Source organism: Lactococcus sp. S47, assembly GCF_016517475.1.
Taxonomy (GTDB): Bacteria; Bacillota; Bacilli; order Lactobacillales; family Streptococcaceae; genus Lactococcus; species Lactococcus lactis.
This window is the reverse complement of sequence record NZ_JACVUB010000004.1, coordinates 126168-144560: the sequence shown is the minus strand read 5'-3', so window position 1 is coordinate 144560 and position 18393 is coordinate 126168. Positions and strand designations below refer to the sequence as shown.

Annotated in this window: 18 protein-coding genes; 6 read left to right on the top strand and 12 right to left on the bottom strand. The window is 33.6% G+C overall.

Annotated features, from left to right (window positions below; translation table 11 throughout):
• Window positions 1-54: 54 nt before the first annotated feature.
• The 6 genes from IAE52_RS05665 to IAE52_RS05640 are packed head-to-tail and all read left to right on the top strand — an operon-like array spanning window position 55 to window position 4660.
• Complete coding sequence (locus IAE52_RS05665; protein WP_109991128.1) at window positions 55-1296, top strand: AMP-binding protein; 1242 nt, start codon at window positions 55-57, stop codon at window positions 1294-1296.
• Window positions 1286-2434: an acetyl-CoA C-acyltransferase gene (locus IAE52_RS05660; protein ID WP_109991129.1), complete on the top strand. Its 1149-nt coding sequence runs from the start codon at window positions 1286-1288 to the stop codon at window positions 2432-2434. The genes IAE52_RS05665 and IAE52_RS05660 overlap by 11 nt, the downstream gene beginning before the upstream one ends.
• Window positions 2431-2781 (top strand): hypothetical protein, encoded by a 351-nt coding sequence (locus IAE52_RS05655; protein WP_162551465.1) that lies wholly within the window; start codon window positions 2431-2433, stop codon window positions 2779-2781. The genes IAE52_RS05660 and IAE52_RS05655 overlap by 4 nt, the downstream gene beginning before the upstream one ends.
• Window positions 2756-3049: a hypothetical protein gene (locus IAE52_RS05650; RefSeq protein ID WP_015426950.1), complete on the top strand. Its 294-nt coding sequence runs from the start codon at window positions 2756-2758 to the stop codon at window positions 3047-3049. Before IAE52_RS05655 ends, IAE52_RS05650 begins: the two co-directional genes overlap by 26 nt.
• A complete protein-coding gene (locus tag IAE52_RS05645; protein ID WP_109991131.1) occupies window positions 3046-3792 on the top strand; it encodes an SDR family NAD(P)-dependent oxidoreductase in 747 nt (248 codons plus the stop codon). Before IAE52_RS05650 ends, IAE52_RS05645 begins: the two co-directional genes overlap by 4 nt.
• 22 nt (window positions 3793-3814) lie before the next feature.
• Complete coding sequence (locus tag IAE52_RS05640) at window positions 3815-4660, top strand: nitronate monooxygenase family protein (protein WP_109991132.1); 846 nt, start codon at window positions 3815-3817, stop codon at window positions 4658-4660.
• Between the two features lie 76 nt (window positions 4661-4736).
• On the opposite strand, the gene esaA is transcribed toward IAE52_RS05640, so the two are convergent.
• The 12 genes from esaA to essA form a co-directional block, all read right to left on the bottom strand.
• The gene (gene esaA / locus IAE52_RS05635; protein ID WP_200136733.1) at window positions 4737-7544 is read right to left on the bottom strand and encodes a type VII secretion protein EsaA; all 2808 of its coding nucleotides are present in this window, start codon (window positions 7542-7544) and stop codon (window positions 4737-4739) included.
• 200 nt (window positions 7545-7744) lie between these two features.
• Entirely contained in the window at window positions 7745-8266 is a 522-nt protein-coding gene (locus tag IAE52_RS05630; protein ID WP_109991135.1) for a DUF5085 family protein, read from the bottom strand.
• A complete protein-coding gene (locus IAE52_RS05625; RefSeq protein ID WP_109991136.1) occupies window positions 8266-8715 on the bottom strand; it encodes a hypothetical protein in 450 nt (149 codons plus the stop codon). Before IAE52_RS05625 ends, IAE52_RS05630 begins: the two co-directional genes overlap by 1 nt.
• Window positions 8712-9665, bottom strand: a complete 954-nt coding sequence (locus IAE52_RS05620) for a hypothetical protein (RefSeq protein ID WP_109991137.1) — start codon at window positions 9663-9665, stop codon at window positions 8712-8714. The genes IAE52_RS05625 and IAE52_RS05620 overlap by 4 nt, the downstream gene beginning before the upstream one ends.
• 5 nt (window positions 9666-9670) lie before the next feature.
• Complete coding sequence (locus tag IAE52_RS05615) at window positions 9671-10954, bottom strand: T7SS effector LXG polymorphic toxin (RefSeq protein ID WP_109991138.1); 1284 nt, start codon at window positions 10952-10954, stop codon at window positions 9671-9673.
• Window positions 10945-11301: a hypothetical protein gene (locus IAE52_RS05610; RefSeq protein WP_109991139.1), complete on the bottom strand. Its 357-nt coding sequence runs from the start codon at window positions 11299-11301 to the stop codon at window positions 10945-10947. The genes IAE52_RS05615 and IAE52_RS05610 overlap by 10 nt, the downstream gene beginning before the upstream one ends.
• A gap of 3 nt (window positions 11302-11304) precedes the next feature.
• A complete protein-coding gene (locus IAE52_RS05605) occupies window positions 11305-11583 on the bottom strand; it encodes a hypothetical protein (protein ID WP_109991140.1) in 279 nt (92 codons plus the stop codon).
• An 11-nt stretch (window positions 11584-11594) separates the two neighbouring features.
• Window positions 11595-12044: a DUF4176 domain-containing protein gene (locus IAE52_RS05600; RefSeq protein ID WP_109991141.1), complete on the bottom strand. Its 450-nt coding sequence runs from the start codon at window positions 12042-12044 to the stop codon at window positions 11595-11597.
• A 5-nt stretch (window positions 12045-12049) separates the two neighbouring features.
• Entirely contained in the window at window positions 12050-16528 is a 4479-nt protein-coding gene (gene essC, locus IAE52_RS05595; RefSeq protein WP_200136732.1) for a type VII secretion protein EssC, read from the bottom strand.
• Between the two features lies 1 nt (window position 16529).
• The gene (essB, locus tag IAE52_RS05590) at window positions 16530-17657 is read right to left on the bottom strand and encodes a type VII secretion protein EssB (RefSeq protein WP_109991143.1); all 1128 of its coding nucleotides are present in this window, start codon (window positions 17655-17657) and stop codon (window positions 16530-16532) included.
• Window positions 17644-17907, bottom strand: a complete 264-nt coding sequence (locus IAE52_RS05585) for an EsaB/YukD family protein (RefSeq protein WP_058211682.1) — start codon at window positions 17905-17907, stop codon at window positions 17644-17646. The genes essB and IAE52_RS05585 overlap by 14 nt, the downstream gene beginning before the upstream one ends.
• Window positions 17907-18377, bottom strand: a complete 471-nt coding sequence (gene essA, locus IAE52_RS05580) for a type VII secretion protein EssA (RefSeq protein ID WP_058211683.1) — start codon at window positions 18375-18377, stop codon at window positions 17907-17909. The genes IAE52_RS05585 and essA overlap by 1 nt, the downstream gene beginning before the upstream one ends.
• Window positions 18378-18393 lie beyond the last annotated feature (16 nt).

Here is an 18393-nt window from a genome sequence, read left to right as displayed (position 1 = left end):
GTTAACTGTTAATTTTATTATTTGCTTTTTTATTCACACAAAGGAAAATTTTAGATGGAAAAAAATAAATTTAATTTTTCAAAACTGGCCGCACTTTTTACTGATTATCCAGCTCTTAAAATAGACGAAATTTCATATAGCTACCAACAAATCAATGATTTAATACAAAGAAAATTAACAGATTATAGCCACTCCTTCAAAACTGTTATTACTCTAATAAATGATAGTCCCTTGAACTTTATTATTGATTTTCTCGCAATTATCGAAAGTGGAAATTACCCACTTGTCGTGGATAAATCTTTTAAGAAAAAGTCTTTTGAATTCGGACTTATCCCTGAGGATACTTTGTTTTTAGCAAGTACATCTGGGACAACTGGACCGCCCAAAATCTATTATCGTAACTGGGAATCTTGGAAAATGGGTTTTGAAGTTTGTGATGATTTATTTCATTTGAGCAACTCACAAGCTCTTGCAGCTACTAGCCCACTCACTACTTCATTAGGACTTCATACACTCATGTGTGCTTTATATCTAGGAAAAACCTTCCTAGCAATTACAAATCCTTCACAATTTATAAATATTACGGAAAACTATGCTCTCTTTACCGTCCCAACCTATCTCTTAAATAACCTCAATGAATTATTTGCTTTAACTTCTCCAGAGATTATTTTTTTAGGTGGAGGAACACTGAGCCCAGAGGCGATTAATAAAGTAAGAAAAAAACTTCCGCAAACTCAAATGATTGAGTTTTATGGAAGCTCTGAAACAAGTTTTATTTCATGGCAAGCAGTTAATGAGGGTAAAAAAACATCATCTGTAGGAAAACTCTTTCCACACGTAGAGCTCACTTTAGGACCAAAATATCGTCTTACAGTTAAAAGTCCTTATTTATTTTCTGGCTATCTTAATCAACCTTATCCACAATCATGGACAACTGATGATTTAGGAACCTTAAAAAATAATCATCTTTATTTATTTGGACGTCGGTCTGACATTATCGAACATGGTGCAAATAAAATTTTTCCAGAAGAAATTGAGCGTATGGCAAAAGATTTATGTGAAGACTGCATCGCTTTTGGAGTTTTTGATGAAAGATATAGTCAAAAAATTGCTCTACTACTCTTAAATCCTATCGGGAAAGAGAAATTAATCAAAATACTAGCTCAAAGACTTCCTAAATACAAACTTCCTCAAATATATTTAGAAACTCCCACTCTTAATTTTACTAAAAATCAAAAAATATCCAGAAAAGAATTAGAAAAAGAATATTTTAGAGGTGTCTATCATGAGCTTTAAAAATCCCGTCGGTATCATAGCAGCAAACCGTTTACCTATAGGAAAAATCAATGGTTTTTATAAAAAAATTTCTCCTGAAACTTTATATCAAAATCTAATTAAACAACAGTTTAATAAAAGTCCACTTCTCAAAAAAGCTGATATTGACTATATTATTTTGGGAAATGTGACTAATCAAGGAGGAAATTTAGCTCGACGTTGTGCCTTAAAAGCAGGATTTTCTAGCCAGGTCCCAGCTTTTACAATTGACCAGCAGTGCGGTTCTGGACTGACAGCTATGATTAGCTCTGCAAACTACATTATTTCTGGTGAAGCTTCCATTATTTGTACAGGAGGGGTAGAAAGCACATCTCAAGCCAATATTGTGCTTGATTCAGAGAGTTATCAGCCGATTAAGCGATTTAAAATGGCTCCTGAACCCTATGAAGATTTCGACATGGGAACAATTGCCGATATGACAGCCCTAAAATACAATATTCCTCGTAGTGTTCAAGACCTTTACGCTCTAAATAGTCATAAAAAAGCGACTCAAGCTATTGAAGGAAAACTTTTAGAAAATGAAGTTTTTCCCTATCAAGATGAAGGATTTACAATAAGTAGCGATCAAACTGTTCGTCCTAAATCCTCAATGGAAGCTTTGAGCAAATTAACCCCTGCTTTTACTACTAACGGAACAGCCACTGCTGGAAACTCTTGCCCAATAAACGATGGTGCTTCTTCAATCATATTGTCATCCACTAATAATCCTTTTGATTTTCAAGGCTATTATTTAGGACAAACAACTATTGCTTTATCTCCATCAGATTTCTTATTAGGCCCAATAAAAGCAACTGAAAAACTTTTACAGAAATTTAGCCTTAAACTTAATGATATTGAGGCTATCGAATTAAATGAAGCCTTTGCCAGTCAGGCCATTTTATTCCAAAATTATTTTAAGCTTGATGATATAAAATTAAATGCTTATGGTGGTGCCCTTGCATTTGGTCATCCTTACGGTGCAACTGGTGGCATTCTAATTTCTCGACTCTTAAATCGCCTAAACCAAGTGCAAGAACCATGTCTTGGCATCGCAACTTTGTGCGTAGCTGGAGGTATGGGAATCAGTGTACTGATAGGTAATCACTGGTATCAAAAATGATTTTAATCGCTCAAACAAGTCTTCCAAGACATTTTAAATTAGAGGGCCAAAAAAATTTTCTCTCCTTACTTCCACAATTGTGGCAAGAATTAGAAGGAATTCCCTACAGTCTTAAAAATGGAGAAAATTGGTTACTATTCGAAGAAATTATTCGCTATCCATCTTCTAATTATTCATTTGATAAACTGAAACTTTATTTACTAAGTGAACACATCACTCGTCATTCAAAAAAATATATAATCAATCTAAGTCTTGAAATAACTAGCAATACAAAGTTATTGGCACAAATTAACCTAAGTCTATTATCTGAGGATTCCTGGAATGAAATTATACAAAAAAATCAATAAGGCTGATTTAATTGATTATCTTCAATCAGTTAAAGATACCAATTCTTTACACTACGGTAAAAATCCCATTATACCTGGAAATTTTTTATTATTTATTTTAGAAGAGATGTATCAAGAGTTCTATTCTGTGCCTTTATCATACTTAAAAGCAAATTTCTGCTCACCAGCCTATTTGAATGAACGCTTTTGTTTTATATTTAATCAAAACGCTTTTCAAATTACTGACAGAAATCAAACATTAATCCTAAAAGGAGAATGGAAGCAATGAACAAACGAACAATTTTGATTACCGGTGCAACAAGGGGAATCGGCTGGGCAATTGCTCAGAAGGCTGCTCAAGCCAATCACAAAGTCATTTTAACTGGCCGTGACCCACTAAGTTTAAAAAGTAGAGCTGAAGAATTGAAAAAAAAATTTCCCAAAACAGAAATCCAAGCTATTACACTAGATGTTTCTAATCGCTCTAGCGTTGCTAATGCAGCCAAATTAATAAAGGATATTGATATTCTAATTAATAATGCTGGAATTACTGCTGATAGTACTTTTAAGAAAATGAGCCCAGAAATTTGGGATGAAGTCATTTCTGTCAATTTGACTGGTGTATTTAATAGTACTCACGCTTTGCTTGATAAAATCAATCAAGGTGGACAAATCATTACACTAACTTCAAAATCAGCTTTATTTGGTAACTTTGGGCAAGCAAACTACGCGGCGTCCAAAGCCGGCATCATTGCTTTTATGAAAACACTAGCTAAAGAATTGCAAAAAAGTATGATACGAGTAAATTCTGTTTCTCCTGCTGCCGTAACTGATATGACTCTACCAGTATTAAAAAGTTTAAAAGAAACTTATGGTCAGAATATCCCTGATGAATGGAAAATGGGCTCAAGCTCTGATGTCGCTAATTTTATTATTAATGATTTAATTGAGACAGAAATGACAGGCAAAATTTTTTCCGTTAACGGCTCTGAGATTGGCTATTGGCAAGAACCTACATTTCATAAACTTTAATAAGGTATAGAAAGAGAATTAAATGACTTGGTATCACGAATTAGGAATAAAATATCCTCTTTTTCAAGGTGGAATGGCTTGGGCTTCTAATGCTGAATTAGTAGCTACTGTTTCAAACAATGGAGCTTTGGGAATTATTGGTAGCGGCGGACGGACAGCAAATGAGCTGAGAAGAATGATAAGAAAAACAAAAAGTCTCACTTCACAGCCTTTTGGTGTTAATTTAATGTTACTCGATAAAAATATCAAGCAACTTTTAGAAGTGATTTGTGAAGAAAAAATATCAGTAGTGACAACTGGTGCAGGGAGCCCTAAAGAAATTATTGATACTATAATTGCTAATAATATCAAACTTTTCCCTGTGGTTCCCAATAAAGAAATTGCCCTAAAAATGTTAAAACTTCCTATCTTCGGAATCATTGTAGAAGGAAATGAAGCAGGAGGTCACGTGGGGAGCCAAAACTTGGCCTCACTTCTCAAAGAAATTGCTCCAATCTGTCCCTTACCGCTCATCGCTGCTGGTGGAATTTATGATCACCATACTGCTTCTTTGGCTAATATTTTAGGTGCAAATGGAGTACAAGTTGGCACCGCCTTTTTATTGGCAAAAGAATGTCAAATTTCACCAATTTACCAAGAATTAATCTGCAAAAGTGAAGAAAATGGAACAAGTTTAATCTCAGATAAGAATGGCCATCTGACCAGACTATTAAATATCTCATCAGAATATCCTTTAAATAAATCATTGAAAGCCGCAGTAGAAAAAGGTGATTTAATCAATGGTGCATTTATGGCTGGTAGCTCTTCTGCTTATCTTGAAAAAATTGAGCCTGTTGAAACTATTATTCAACGAATTATGAAAAAATAATTGATTTTTAGGCTTCAACCAAAAATAAAAAATGCTATCCATTATTTTAGATAGCATCTTTTTTTAACTGATTATGTCAATTATTGATATTTGTCTGTTTTCGATTTGATATCATTCTTGAAATCATTGTTCCAAGTATTCCAATCATCACTCCAATAATTAACAGAAGTGGCCATCTCCAATCAAATCCTTTCTTGACTGAAGTGAAAGCACTGGTAAGATTTTTGATACTCAAAGGTTGTGCAAAGAAATCAAATAATTGATTTTTATCAGCTTCCTGACTGTGAGTATTAGCTAATACCTTACCGAAATTCTTATTATAATCTTTACTGTCTTTAAGTGACGTATTTCCTATATTTAAAAGATTATCAGTATTTTTTAACAACTTTTCAGCAGAGGTTTTTGTTTCTTGAGTTGTTGTAACCATTTGGGTAAACTCATTGCCATTATCTTTAATCAATTGAGCGCTTTTAGAAGTTTCGTCAGCACTTTTAGCTGTTGAAGTTGATAAATCTGAAATAGTTTTATACAAATCATCACTTGCTGCTGTATCTTGATAAAGAGCCGTATCATCAGAGTTATATTCTTTCCAAGATTTTAAAGCTAAACTTTGATTTCCGTTTTTCTTCCATGAATCATACTGTTGATTAATTGAAGTCATCGTTGTAGAATACCAATCTTCCAAATCTTTGATTTTTTGATTGAAAACATCATTTGGTAAGTTTTTAGCCAAAATATCTCTGTTTTTAGTTAATACACCAATACTTGCATTCAAGTCTTGAATGGATTTAATTAAATCATCAATATTATTATGTCCACTCTCTTTATAGTTTTGAACATCTTCATCGCTTAATTTATCTTTACGTTTAGCAATATCAATATTTCCATATAAATAATAAATAGACTCTTTGGATAAATTCTTAAAGTTCTCAAGACTAGCAGGATTTGGAAGGTTTGTTAACATGTCAGACAAGTCATAACTTGGCTTTCCATAAATCCAAGTTATGAGATTAGCAGTATCATCAATTTGGCCTAATAAGTCAGCAATCTCTCCAAATTTATTTCCTCCTAGATATTCTGAAATTTCATTTGCTGGGTAGAGAGTATAAGTTGCCGAAGTATTGTTTTCGCCACCATTTAATCCCCATGAGAACTCAACTGTGGTATTAGAAATTTTATCTAATAAGACATTATAATAAATGGTAAAGGTTGAATCAGAATCATTTGGCTCGTTTGTTACGCTTCCATCAGAATTAGTTTTTTCATGGTCTTTATTATAAAGTAAAAGTCCACTAGTGCCATCACCTTTGATCTGACCATCATTTGTTGCATTAGAAGACTGATCATCATAATTCACTTGAACATTTGCTGGTGAGTTTGTTTTAAGACGATAGCTCTCTCCTTTTGGTACTTTTATTGTTAATTTTTGTGTAAAGCTTTGTTCATCCCTATCAACTGCAGGAGCATCTCCAAATTTCGCTTGTCCAGGACTTAAATTAGGGATTACACTTCCATAACGATTAATCAAATCTAGTTCATTTTCATACTTAGCTGTAGTGATTCCATTTGCTTGCATAGCAGTAAACAAAGATGAATAATCTTGACTTGTCCATGCGATTTTAGATAATGAATAGTTCAATTTATTCATATAATCAGTTGAACCAAAGCTATCTGTCTGAACAAATGAGCTTCCTAATTTTTGAGCAAGTGCTTCTCTAGCATTATCATCTTTTTGGTAATCATTTGCTATCTGTTCATCATCAAAATTTGAATTATTCAATCCTGGACTAGTTTTAGCAAAAAATTGTGTGTAAAGTTTATTTTCTAAGTCAATTAAGTGATCTCGGTTAGCCGTAAGACTATCAATTTGACCACTGATATCATCATGAACACCAGTAATTACCGTATTATAATCTTTCACTTGATTTTGCAGATTAGTTAGGACTCCTGATTCAGTAGTCTCATCTTTTTTATAGAAATTAAACAAGTTATTAAGTGTATTAGTATGTGAATCATCAAATTGTTTAAAATACACTTTTTGATCATCTTCTGACTGATTAGTGATTCCTTGATTTCCATTTTTAAGATTGACATCAGTGATTTGTTTTTGAGTATTAAAATATTGTTGTAGCCCTGTTAATTGGCCTGTGAAGGTTTTACTAGTTGAATCAAGCATTGATTGGGTTGATTTCGTAAAACTGTTTTGAGATGAAATCCACGCGCTATTTTCTGATTTCAATCCATTGGCAGAAGAAATCACAGAAGAATAATTTTGGTTAGTGGATTGAAAAGGACCATAGACCTGATGAGATAAAGTAGATAAGACGTTATCTTGATTCGTAATTACATCATTCATATTATTCTGTGCTTCTGAAATATTCCCTGCCACAGAAGCGTAGTACATTTTAACAATGTTTTGATTAAAGTCTTTTAAGACACTCGTAATTTTATCATTAAGAATATTTTGAGATAAATCGGACTGACTCGCTTGTAATTTATAGTTGACTTGCGACTTAATTGGATTAATATCTTGTAAAGTCAAAATATCATGAGAAAAAGCTTGGGGAATATAAATGACAGCATCCACAGATTTATCTGCGTAAGCACGATCAGCGACAGAACGTGAGACGACTTGCCAATTATATTTTGTATCACCTGAGACTAAGCTAACAAAGTCCTTCCCAAAATGATAATCTTTTTTATTAAAAGTTGAAGAGCTATCTTCGTTGACAAGGGCAATGGTTGGCTTGGAGACTGTCTTCTGGGTTTTATTACTCCTGCTTAAATAAACCACCGCAGCAATAAGGAGTATCGTCACTACCGAAAGTAAACTGATGATAATCCAACGTGTTTTCTTAAATTTTTTTTCTAGTTTTTTATTCATAAATTTTCCTTTTTATTTCAACTAATTACTGCTAATGGCTATTCAAGTCACCACTAGTAATTAGTAGAATAAATTCTACCAATTATTATTTTTTAAACTCATTTAGAAGAAAATAACGAAACTATAGGAAAATCCCCATTATTTCTCTCTTAATCTAACAGTTGACCAATTTCTTCTTGCTATGGCTATAAATTTGCATATTAAAATCCAAAATTAATACTTTTATCCTGCGCATCATCCTCATTCTCCTCAAATATAAGGTTTGAAGAATATCCTAAGAAAATATAAGTGTAGTTCGCTCCATCTTCAGATAAAACATGGAAAAAAGGGGTATTAATTTCCAAGTTATTAATTTCTAAAGTTGCAATTAATTCTGCATACGTTTGTTCTGTATTTTTTTCAAAGTTTCCTGTAGCAATATTTTTAAATACAGGCCCAATTTCAAAATATGAATTATAACTGAATTGTGGAAGTTTATAAACATCAAAGATATTTTCGTAGATAGGAAAAAACATTTCAATATCTACTATTTCATCCATTGGAGTATTATTTAAGCTGTAAAAATATGGCCCCTTTAATGTATAACCAGAATCAACAATTGAAGAAACAAAATTTTGAAACTCTTCACCCATTTTTTTATAATGAAATTTTTTTCTCTGACTTACCACATTCTGAAATGCAATTTTTTCTTCTAACTTAATGTTTTGAAATGGAATTTTCATTAAATATCCTCCACATCATAGTATAAATCAAGCATAGTTTCACCATAAAATTTCAGGATGACATGGTAGATAGCATTAATTTTTTTATTTTGACTAGTTATCTGCTCTTCTATAGCCTTGTAAGGAATTTCTTCAGTAATATCAAAATGACGATACCAATAATTCGTATCTAATATGAAATTTTCAATAAATCCAAAATGTTCCAGACTATCCTCTAATATCTCAACTTTATTCCCTATAGTTGTCATAATATTTACTGAACTATCGACATTTTCTGGATTGTATGAAAAGACAACAGGACCACTTGTATAATAACCATTACTCATCAATATTTTTTTGAAATATTCTCCTGCTTCATCAATTTGTTCAAACCACGATTTTGATTTATCCAAATCTGTAGAGAATTGAATCACATTATGCAAACTTAATAGTCTATGTTCTAGCTTCATTTATTTTTTCTCTCTTTTATTTTTTTTATAATCCATGCACTTAGTAAAATCACATAACTAATTAAAATTAATAAACCAAAAATTCTAATTATTATTGGATAGGTTCGATCACCGTAAATGTTATCAATTAAGTAAAAATATAATATTGATAATGCTATGTATCCCCATATAATTATCCTATTTCTCAATTTTTGCTTTTCGTCAAATTTTATAGGAATTATTTTTGGCCGTTTTTCAAAATATTTTTCACTTTTTGTTTTAAGATATGCTAGATAAAAAAATTCTACTAATGGACTTGAAAAAGCAGGTCCCAAAATTGTGAGAGAAATTATCCCAATTATATTTATTATATATTTACCTTGTGTAAATATTTGAGAAGCAATCATAACAACTCCAAAAATTATCCAGATAGTCCCTGATTTTTTTCTAAATGAAGCAGCTAAAAAATTTTTGTTAATACGTTTATCAGAATAACCCATCCTTAATCTATAATAAAGTAAAACGATATTTACAATCAAATATGCAGTTATTGATACAATACCAATATAGAATATGAGTTTTGTATACTTATCTGGTGCTATAAAGCCCGCTCCCTCTGTATAATTGGCAATTGCCAAAAAATATCCCAACCCCATTATTCCAGAAATTAGTATTCCAATGAATATAGTCAAAATATATGAAAAGAAAATCTGAAACTTATATAGCATTTTTTCAAATAAAGAAGAAAAAGCTATGAAAACTAATAGTATTGTTAAAGTAATGAAAATATAAAATGGGATAGTATATATCTTTCTTCCAATCTCTATTTCGTTATAAAACATTGGTAAAATAATTCCCATAACGAGAAGTGCAGCAGTTGATATTTTGAGCTGTTTTAGTGAAGCCCTAGAGTTTGCAAGAGACTGGAAATAATATATATTTTTTTCTTCGATTGTTTTTTCTTTTACCATTAAAATCACCAAAATTTATGAGAAAACAGTTTCCCTACCTTATTAATTCCATCTTTAATACCGCTCTTTATATGATCAACCGTACTTTTAGGTGGATTACCATATTTATAATTTAACCCAAAATTAAAAGCAACACCAAGTCCTGCACCAACTACAGTACCTAGAGGGGGAAGAATGAGTGAACCAAGGGCAGCCCCGGCGGCTGTTGATGCTGCACCAGACCCTACATCAACTGTTGTATCAACCACAAAGTTTTTTACAGATTCACCATTAACTCCGCCCTTGAAATCTTCGGTAGCATTATCAGTTATAGTTAATACTGTACCAAGACCTCCTAGTGCTTTCCCAAGTTTAGAAAACTTAGTTGCTCCTTTCCATGCTTTAAAATCTTCGGTAATATTAATACTTGTTTTAAATTCAGATTTAAAAGTCTTTCCAAACTGTTTATAATTTGCTAAATCAATTTTAGTTAAATTTTCAAAAGCTTTACCATTTTTATAGATGTGGCCGTTTTCTAATTTTGAGAGAAATTTATTTCCAAACTTTAGTACTTTTTCTCCATTTGAATTGACTGTTTCAACTATCTTTTCTCCTCCAAGAAATAGTTTGCCATCCCTATATTGAAGACCTCCCTTTAACAACTCATATCCATCTTTAATTTTATCAATGCTAAATTTTCCATCTTTAGTAAATGTGACACTAGTAATAAGTGATATTCCCTGTAAAATTGCTTTAAAATCTTGGTCTGAAGTTGTGAAAAGCGGGCTCACACTCGTATTAAACTCATGCAATTTCTTAAGTTTATCTTGAATCTTCTGAATATCACTCGCTGTTGTCCCCATAAATGAAGAAAGTTGTCTGCTAAAATCCGAATAACTGGTATTCAAAGCATTATCATCCGAGTGTGATGCTGCGAGCTGGTTATAAAAACTGATTTGTGAACTGAGAGCTGCTTGTTGAGTTTGAAGATTTTGAAGTTGCTCATTGAGTTTATCCTCATCTAAAAGCTCTTCACCGGCATTCGAGGCAAAGCCTTCATATTGTTTAGCTTCGGATTTCAATTTATCAAGTGCTTGTGAAGCCTTTGATATCGTTGGAATAACAAGTTGTGAGAACATACCCTTACCCGCGGTAAAAGCAGCTCCCGATAATGTTTTATTGCCTAATGCATCAATTAAGTGCTTGCTAGCTCGATTTAGACTCTCAATCATTTCATCTGCTGTTCTAATATTTGCATTAAGTGCAGACACTAGACCTTGCGAGTCAGTTGGGTTATAAATTAATCCCATGATAGACTATCCCTTTCTTTCTGGAGTTGTTCGCGTTCATCTTCAAGTTTCAAACTTCTTTGCTGGTAAACTTGTTTCAATCCCTCTTTTTGTTGACTAATAACATTTGACATATATTTTTGTTTTTGAGCAGTTTCATCGTAAGCAGCCTGAATATGACTTCTTCTGTTGAGTTCCTCCTCAATTGCTTGAAGATTCCTAAAACTTTTCATCATCACAGCTTCAAAATTCTCAATTCGATTTTGAGTCTTCCGCTCTTCAAGATGTAACTCATCACTTTCTTGCTCTTTTGACGCTATTTTTCGATTGAACTCTAAACGCTTATCCGCATTTTTATCTCTAGTCATCGCTTAAAATCCCCAGTTCATTGTCGTCAAATCAGCGGCATCCTGCTTATCACGTTCTTCAATAATTTCCGCCAATTTAGGAAATTTATCCGCTTGTTTTTTGATACCCGATTCAAGTTTGGATAGATCTCCAATAATCGAATTAGATATTTTTTCGGCACTTTTCATTCCCGTGATATTACTTTCCCCAAGAGAAAAATGCTGACTTGAGGAATTTCCTGTTTTAAATTGTGAAACTGCTGCATTGGCTGAACCTAAGTCAGAACTTATTTTTCCTGCCATTTTTATCTCCTTTATGATCTAAATTTGTAGAAGGGGTCTTTTTTGAGTAACTCCTTTTCATCTTCCACTTTTGGTGGTAATGGAACCTCAATTTTTTCTGGTTCTTTCTTCAGAGTGACAGTTTTTTCTTTTTTAGGATTTGAACTCATATTTTTTATTGCATTTTCCATTCCAGTTATCATCTTAGATAAAAAGACCTCATCTTTTTCATCATGATAACCTTCATGAACAACTTTTGTAATACTAGATTCAGCCAATGTGATAATATCATCTGCCTGCTTTGCTGAACCACCTTGCGGATGAGGGGCAACTTGGTAACGTAAGATTGTCTTTCCATCTCCGTCTTTACCTACCGCTCGAGCCACAATCGTATATAAAGTATCAGCTAAGGCGTCCATATGGTCAATTTCAACCATTGAACCTAATCCTAAGAATTGAAGTTTCTCATCTTTTTGAGCCATATTAATTAAACTTCCTCACTTTCCATAGGGATAACAACATTAAAGAATTCTTCATCTTTTACCATGTGTAACACATTTTTATTGAAGGTTTCTTTTTTGGTTTCTGGAGAAAGAGTCTCAATGAAATGCTGAGCATTTAAATCTCCACCAAACAGAATTTGATAAGCATTTTCTCGAACAACTGTTGTAGGCATATTGAAACTATTTCCTACACGTGTGAAGTAGTCCATAACGATTAACTGTTTGTTTGGATTATTCTGAGTTAATAAAGAAATTAGTTGAGCTTGTTGAATATTAAGCTGTGTTACTAGGTCAGCCAAACCATTCATAATTAACACACGTGGTGTATCTGATTCCTCACTTAACCATGCTTGAATGGCCTTTTGGAGATTCATATTTTGCTCAATAATTGATGCTTTTGAAATATAAACTGATGCTTTTGAAGCATATTGCTCCATATTTTTTGAGGCATCGATTAATATTACTTCCGCATTTTCAATAGATTCAAAGAGTTGCTCCATTAAGAAAGGCATTACTTGCTTAAACTGTTTAGCTGAAGCTGGGAAGATCCCTAAACTCTTAGCATTAAAGAGTTTAAAGAATTCTGCTTGAGCACTCAATTTATTAAGTCCTAGAGGCATCAAATCTTTTTCTTTATTTATATTAGCTGCATAAGCTTCTGGCGTTAGCTCATCTGGCACCATTGGAATTTCATCTGGCAAACTTCCAGTCCAAGAGTTGTTCATTGCTGTGATTTCTTGCTCAAGTGCAGCTAAAACTTCTACTTCGCTTTCCCCTTTTACTGGCAAGTAAATTTGGAGGGCAAGTGGTTGGTCTAATTTAATTTGAGCACGTCCTGGAAGCTCTACTTGCTCAAGCTTATCACGTCCAAATAAATTACTTAAATCACCATCTTCATTAAGAAAGAGCGCCATTTTAGTTTGGATATTTGCCATCATATTCATACGAATAGCATTGTAACGTCCAGCAGTAATAACCAAATAAATTCCGACGGCGGCACCTTCACGCAAGACTTTCATCAACAGATTGTCAATATTGTCTTTTCGATTGTCGTTTTGGCTCAATCCATCATATGAATCAAGAACATTTACAAGAATTGGAAGTTCTCGTTTTGCTTTAGCTTGATATTGATTGAGATTTGCCACTCCTTCTTTTTTGAAGAGTGCTTTACGTTCTGCTAAATTTTGTTCTAAACGATGGAGCATTTTTTGTAACTTTTCATTTTCTTCTAAAGTTACAATATCTGCGACATGAGGGAGATTTTTAAGTGGTAAGAGGCCATTTGTTCCGAAATCAAATAAATTGAATTGTACTTGTTCAGGTGTGTTTTGCCGAGCCAAGTTCATCACCGTTGTTTGAAGAGTAACCGATTTACCAAATCCAGGACTAGCGAAAATAACCGTATGAGAACTCTTTTCTAGGTCATAGAAATACTCTTTTTGTTCTTGCATACTTGGAATATCCAATAATCCCAAAGGAATGGAAAGATTTCGTTTTTTCTTAGCTTTTGGTTTTGTTGTGATAATGGCTTCACCAAGGTTTGGTAACCATGGTTTATCAGGTTTCGTATAACTTGAATGCTCAAAGTTTTTGACGATTTCATCAATGGTTGCTTCTAATTGTGTCGGTAAATCTTCTTTGACCGCTCCTTGGTCAATAAGGTCTTCACGTGGGTCATAAAGCAATTCCCATTGTCCAGATTCATTGACGCGGTAGATCCGTTCATCTTTGATTTCTTCTGTTGTTGCATGAGGGTTGTAGTCTACACCACCATAACCTGATTGGAAGAGTTCATAAACTTCACTTTCCCCCACTCGAAGATAACCACGCCCCGCATTAGTAATGTGAGCAGCATCGCCTGTTTTAATCAAGGCTTTAGAATTGGCCTCGTCTGACATTTTGAGGGCAACTTTAGATTTGGCATTGGCGTCAATTTGGTCATTGACGACACCATCCGGTTTTTGAGTTGCAAGAATCAAGTGAACTCCAAGAGAACGTCCAATACGTGCAACTGAGGTCAATTCATCTAGGAATTCTGGAACATTTTCTTTCAATTCCGCAAATTCGTCGGAAACAAGCATCAAGTGTGGCAGTGGTTTGTGTGGATAATTCACACCCTCGCGTGGATTGTTACGTTCACGATAGAGTTTGGTATAGCCAGCAATATTACTTACTCCGTACTCTCTAAATTCACGTTGACGTTTTTTGAGTTCGGCATTGATAGAGGCTAAGGCTCTTGCTGTTCCGGCACCGTCTAAGTTCGTGATTGAACCCATGAAATGAGGAAGGTCAGCTAGAGTATCCGCAATTCCTCCCCCTTTCCAGTCGATAATCAACATTCCGATGTCTTCTGGTGAAAAGTTAATGGCAAGCCCCATTAAGAAAGTTGTTAAGAATTCAGATTTACCAGAACCAGAAGTTCCCCCAACAATCGCATGTGGACCATGCACTTGCTCATGTAAGTCCCAAAAGGCGAATTCTTTTTTCCCTTTCCATCCTATCATAGATGCAATTGATTTACTTGGTTCCGCTTGTGCCCAACGCTCAGAGATATTTAAATCTTCAACCGTTTCGACAAGATATTGTTCAAGCAAACTTAAGCGCTCAGGAATGGCATTTTTTTCTACTTCCATATGCTCTAAACTGGACATTTGACGAAGAACGACTTCAAAGTTTTCTTTACTTTCAAGTTGAGGATAGGGTTTATATACTTTGTCTAAATGAAGTCCATTATCTTGAATCAAAACACCTGCTTGTTGATTTTTGACCTCAACAAGAGCTGTGATGGTTTCAGGTAATAGTTTTTTATCCTCTTTAGCCCAAATTACTGTCACACCCAAATCAGACATATCCTCAGCGAGGAATTCATTAAGTCCATGACCTGCAAGATAAGAATCATCAAATATTGTAAAGACGAAATGAGGGAGGAAAGTTGGTTTTTCACGACCAGCCGCATTTAATTCTTGTTTTCTTGAGTTAATAATTTGATAAAAACTTGATAGAATAATATCTCGTGATTTTGCATTGTGTACAATTCCACGTGTATTAATCCCTTGTACTTTAAAATGTGGAAGGAAACGCCATTGTTGCCAATCTTTTGCGTAAGATTTTTCAGGAACTAGAGTAATGAAATTGAGGTCACGATAAGATTGGAAGAAAGCCATTTGCAGATAGAGATTGGAAATCGTATTTTTTAAAACATCATAATTTCCGATTAAACCTAGGGTTTGATTTCTTAAATCCAAAGCGACAGGAACATCTTCCTGTTGGCTGTATTTCTCAACTAAAGCTTTAACGTGGGTTGCCCATTCATCTTCATCACGCGAAGTATAGTCTGTTTCAACTTTCAATCCTGAGGGTTGAGTTCCAGTTCCTAATGAAACTTGTAGAAAATCTTTATTATTAACCATTCGTTCATAAAGACGAGAATCATATTTTTCAATCATCTCCAATAATTCTTGAGGAGAGGGTTGTTGATAATGAATAATTTCATTTTCTTGGCGATGAGCTTGACCTATTTTAGAGGTTGTTTTGGCAAGATAAGCTTGGTAGTCTTCTTCCCGATGACTTTCTCTTTCTAAACGGTCTTTTTTCTCGGTCCGATATTGTGTAACTGTAAAGGTTACTGTCATCAAACTGGCAAGAGCGGTTGCCATCATCATCAATGGATTACGGCCAGACATAAGAGTAGTGATACTACCAGCAGCCAACATTCCCACTGGTGGCAAAACTGCTTTTAATAATCCACCTTTAGGTGCTTGTTCTTTATCTTCAATCTTTTCATACTTAAATTTTTCTTCAGGAATTTCTAAATTTAAACGTGGTGAACGACGATACTCTGGAAAATCTTGTGGTTTTTCGAGTTTACGATGTTGTTCTAAGAAAAATTCGGGATTAAAAATAATTTCTTGTGAAAAAGCGGTCACTTTCCATTGTTCAGAACGTCTTTCCACCATAAGATCAGGCGTGAGAATAGTATCTCCAACTTTTATTTCTCGACTACCGCTCTGAGTCAATCTTTCATTATTATAATAAGCAAAATCACCAAGAGGTTTGATAAGGGCTTTTGGATGATTTTCGTCTTCGTTATCAATAATTACAAGAGAATCATCCAATGTTTGAATTGCACGATGTTCATTTTTATTGTTAATGACTAGTTCTTGATTATCCAAAACTAAGAAGTGAGTATGTAAATCTTGGGCCGCTAAAACAAGAAAAGTTATTCCATCAATTTCATTTTTCCCTGTGGAAACTCTGCCACCATTTACTAAAACATGATCATTTACAATCCCAAACATCAAGTTTTCATAAGCGCTAGTCATTTGTGATTCGGTTAGAGTTACACGTTCTAACTGGTCTTTTAAAATGAAAATAACATAGAGAATTTCTTCAGGGTGGCGCACTTCATAGAGGAAATTTTGATTCTCATTTTGGGAATTTTCTAATTCAAATAGTTCTTTCATATTATTTTCCTAAACTCTTACTTAGCTCTTGAATTTGTTTGTTATATTCTTCAAGTTTCTTCTGTTTCTCATCACCATTCATTGAAGTATTCAATTTTGTAGCTTGGTACAAATCTGTATAAGCAAGCAAGGTTAATTGGTCATCTCCAATATTTTTGGCTAAGTTTAGCGCTTTTTCAAATTCACCACGTCCCTGATAAATCCAATAATTCAAAGTATTATCATCCGTTGTGGATGAAATATTATTTAAAACGGCCGCCTTTTGGGTTTGACTCAAATTTGCTAAATTAATTGATGAAGAAGCTAAAACAAAACGAGCATCCTTAGAAAGTTGTTTGGGTTGATAAGACTTCAAGTCATCCAAAGTTTTGTCATAGTGGCTAGTAATGAAATCTGCTTGCGCAGTCATAATCGCTTTTTGTTTAGGAATAGTTGTTTTTTGGTCAATAATTGTCAAAACTCCCATAGCAATTGCAGCTACTACTGCCACTGAACCAGCATATTTAAAAAATCTGTAACGGCCTTTAGAAACTTTAACTAAGGCTGCTTCTTCTTTTTGTCTTTCTTTAGTCAGCTTTGTTTCTACTAAATGTAGGACCTCTTCAAAAGAATCACAATTAGAGAGCGCTTGACTAAATTTATCTCTTAGGCTCATTTCGCCATTGACGAAATTATCATATGATATTTTAGGATTCAAGATTGCTAAAGTTAATGCTTTATATTGAGAAAGAGCAAGAGTATCATCAATGTTCATTGGAGCAATTCCATCTCTTATTCCAATATGAATAAAAGCCAGGTCGCCATCAATGAAAAAGATATTTTCTGGATGAACAAAAGGGACTTTATAACCTGAATTTTTAGTGCTTAAAGTTTTGAGTTTTAAGACTAATTCTAATCGTTCAAGCTCTGATTTCATTTCAAGCATCAGCGATTTCAAACTTTTTTCTTTATTTGATAAAGGATAAGAAATTTTAAAAGCATACTCTTCATCTTCTGAACTCACAAGATTTGTCTTACTTTTGATAAATTCTAGTTCTTGCTGATTGACTTGTGTTCCTGTTAAATAGACAATAAATTGTTCGTCTTTTCTCTCAGCTGTGAGGGTGTTCTGTCCATCAAATAATTTCATCTTTTTCTCCTACAATGAGCTGTAAAATATCGCCATTTCCCAGCCCTAATTCTTTCAAAGTCAATCCACTCCCTAGTGCAACTGATTTTCCTTTAACAATAAAATTCCAGTGTTCGGGCAAGTTTTGCCCATTAACTTTAAAGGCTTGTGCTAATAATTCAATCAAACGTGTTGATGTAACATTTGAGGGAACAGCTAAATCCACTTGTTTTCCTAGCCACTCCAAACTAATTTCAATGTGGTCTTTCATTATTTCCTTCTCTTCCTACGTGTCAAACTTCTAGCAACAACTCCAGTTAAAATCATTAATGGTAGTGCCATAATTAAAAGAATGAGCATTCCATTATTTTTGGAAGTTTCCTTTGAATCATTTGACGCAACATTTGTTTGACTGTAATTTTTAAATAATTCTGTTTTAAGGCTTTGATAATTTGCCTTATATAATTTATTTTGACTTTCTTTGTTGAAATCTATTTCGTCAATGTGTTTAGTTGCTTCCTCGCCACTTTTTACTTTTTCTTGTGCTTTTTTATCTAAATCTTTTGAGAAAAGTTGAGAGCGTATTGCGAAATCAGAAGTGCTTGAACCGGCTCCTGACTGAGTGGTAATCATATCAGAATTAAGTTGCAAGCTTCCGTCACTATCGGCAGAAACAGCAAAAGGACTATAAAATAGAAATAATAGTCCACTGAAAATAAAAAATACTTTTTGTTTTTTCATTTAATCTCCATAAAAT

Coding starts and splice junctions, on each gene's coding strand:
- essC (WP_200136732.1), bottom strand. CDS start 16,528: ATGAAAGAACTATTTGAATTAGAAAATTCCCAAAATGAGAATCAAAAT.
- IAE52_RS05605 (WP_109991140.1), bottom strand. CDS start 11,583: ATGGCAGGAAAAATAAGTTCTGACTTAGGTTCAGCCAATGCAGCAGTT.
- IAE52_RS05630 (WP_109991135.1), bottom strand. CDS start 8,266: ATGAAAATTCCATTTCAAAACATTAAGTTAGAAGAAAAAATTGCATTT.
- essA (WP_058211683.1), bottom strand. CDS start 18,377: ATGAAAAAACAAAAAGTATTTTTTATTTTCAGTGGACTATTATTTCTA.
- IAE52_RS05650 (WP_015426950.1), top strand. CDS start 2,756: ATGAAATTATACAAAAAAATCAATAAGGCTGATTTAATTGATTATCTT.
- IAE52_RS05610 (WP_109991139.1), bottom strand. CDS start 11,301: ATGACTAGAGATAAAAATGCGGATAAGCGTTTAGAGTTCAATCGAAAA.
- IAE52_RS05615 (WP_109991138.1), bottom strand. CDS start 10,954: ATGGGATTAATTTATAACCCAACTGACTCGCAAGGTCTAGTGTCTGCA.
- essB (WP_109991143.1), bottom strand. CDS start 17,657: ATGAAATTATTTGATGGACAGAACACCCTCACAGCTGAGAGAAAAGAC.
- IAE52_RS05655 (WP_162551465.1), top strand. CDS start 2,431: ATGATTTTAATCGCTCAAACAAGTCTTCCAAGACATTTTAAATTAGAG.
- IAE52_RS05645 (WP_109991131.1), top strand. CDS start 3,046: ATGAACAAACGAACAATTTTGATTACCGGTGCAACAAGGGGAATCGGC.
- IAE52_RS05585 (WP_058211682.1), bottom strand. CDS start 17,907: ATGAAAGACCACATTGAAATTAGTTTGGAGTGGCTAGGAAAACAAGTG.
- esaA (WP_200136733.1), bottom strand. CDS start 7,544: ATGAATAAAAAACTAGAAAAAAAATTTAAGAAAACACGTTGGATTATC.
- IAE52_RS05600 (WP_109991141.1), bottom strand. CDS start 12,044: ATGGCTCAAAAAGATGAGAAACTTCAATTCTTAGGATTAGGTTCAATG.
- IAE52_RS05640 (WP_109991132.1), top strand. CDS start 3,815: ATGACTTGGTATCACGAATTAGGAATAAAATATCCTCTTTTTCAAGGT.
- IAE52_RS05620 (WP_109991137.1), bottom strand. CDS start 9,665: ATGGTAAAAGAAAAAACAATCGAAGAAAAAAATATATATTATTTCCAG.
- IAE52_RS05660 (WP_109991129.1), top strand. CDS start 1,286: ATGAGCTTTAAAAATCCCGTCGGTATCATAGCAGCAAACCGTTTACCT.
- IAE52_RS05625 (WP_109991136.1), bottom strand. CDS start 8,715: ATGAAGCTAGAACATAGACTATTAAGTTTGCATAATGTGATTCAATTC.
- IAE52_RS05665 (WP_109991128.1), top strand. CDS start 55: ATGGAAAAAAATAAATTTAATTTTTCAAAACTGGCCGCACTTTTTACT.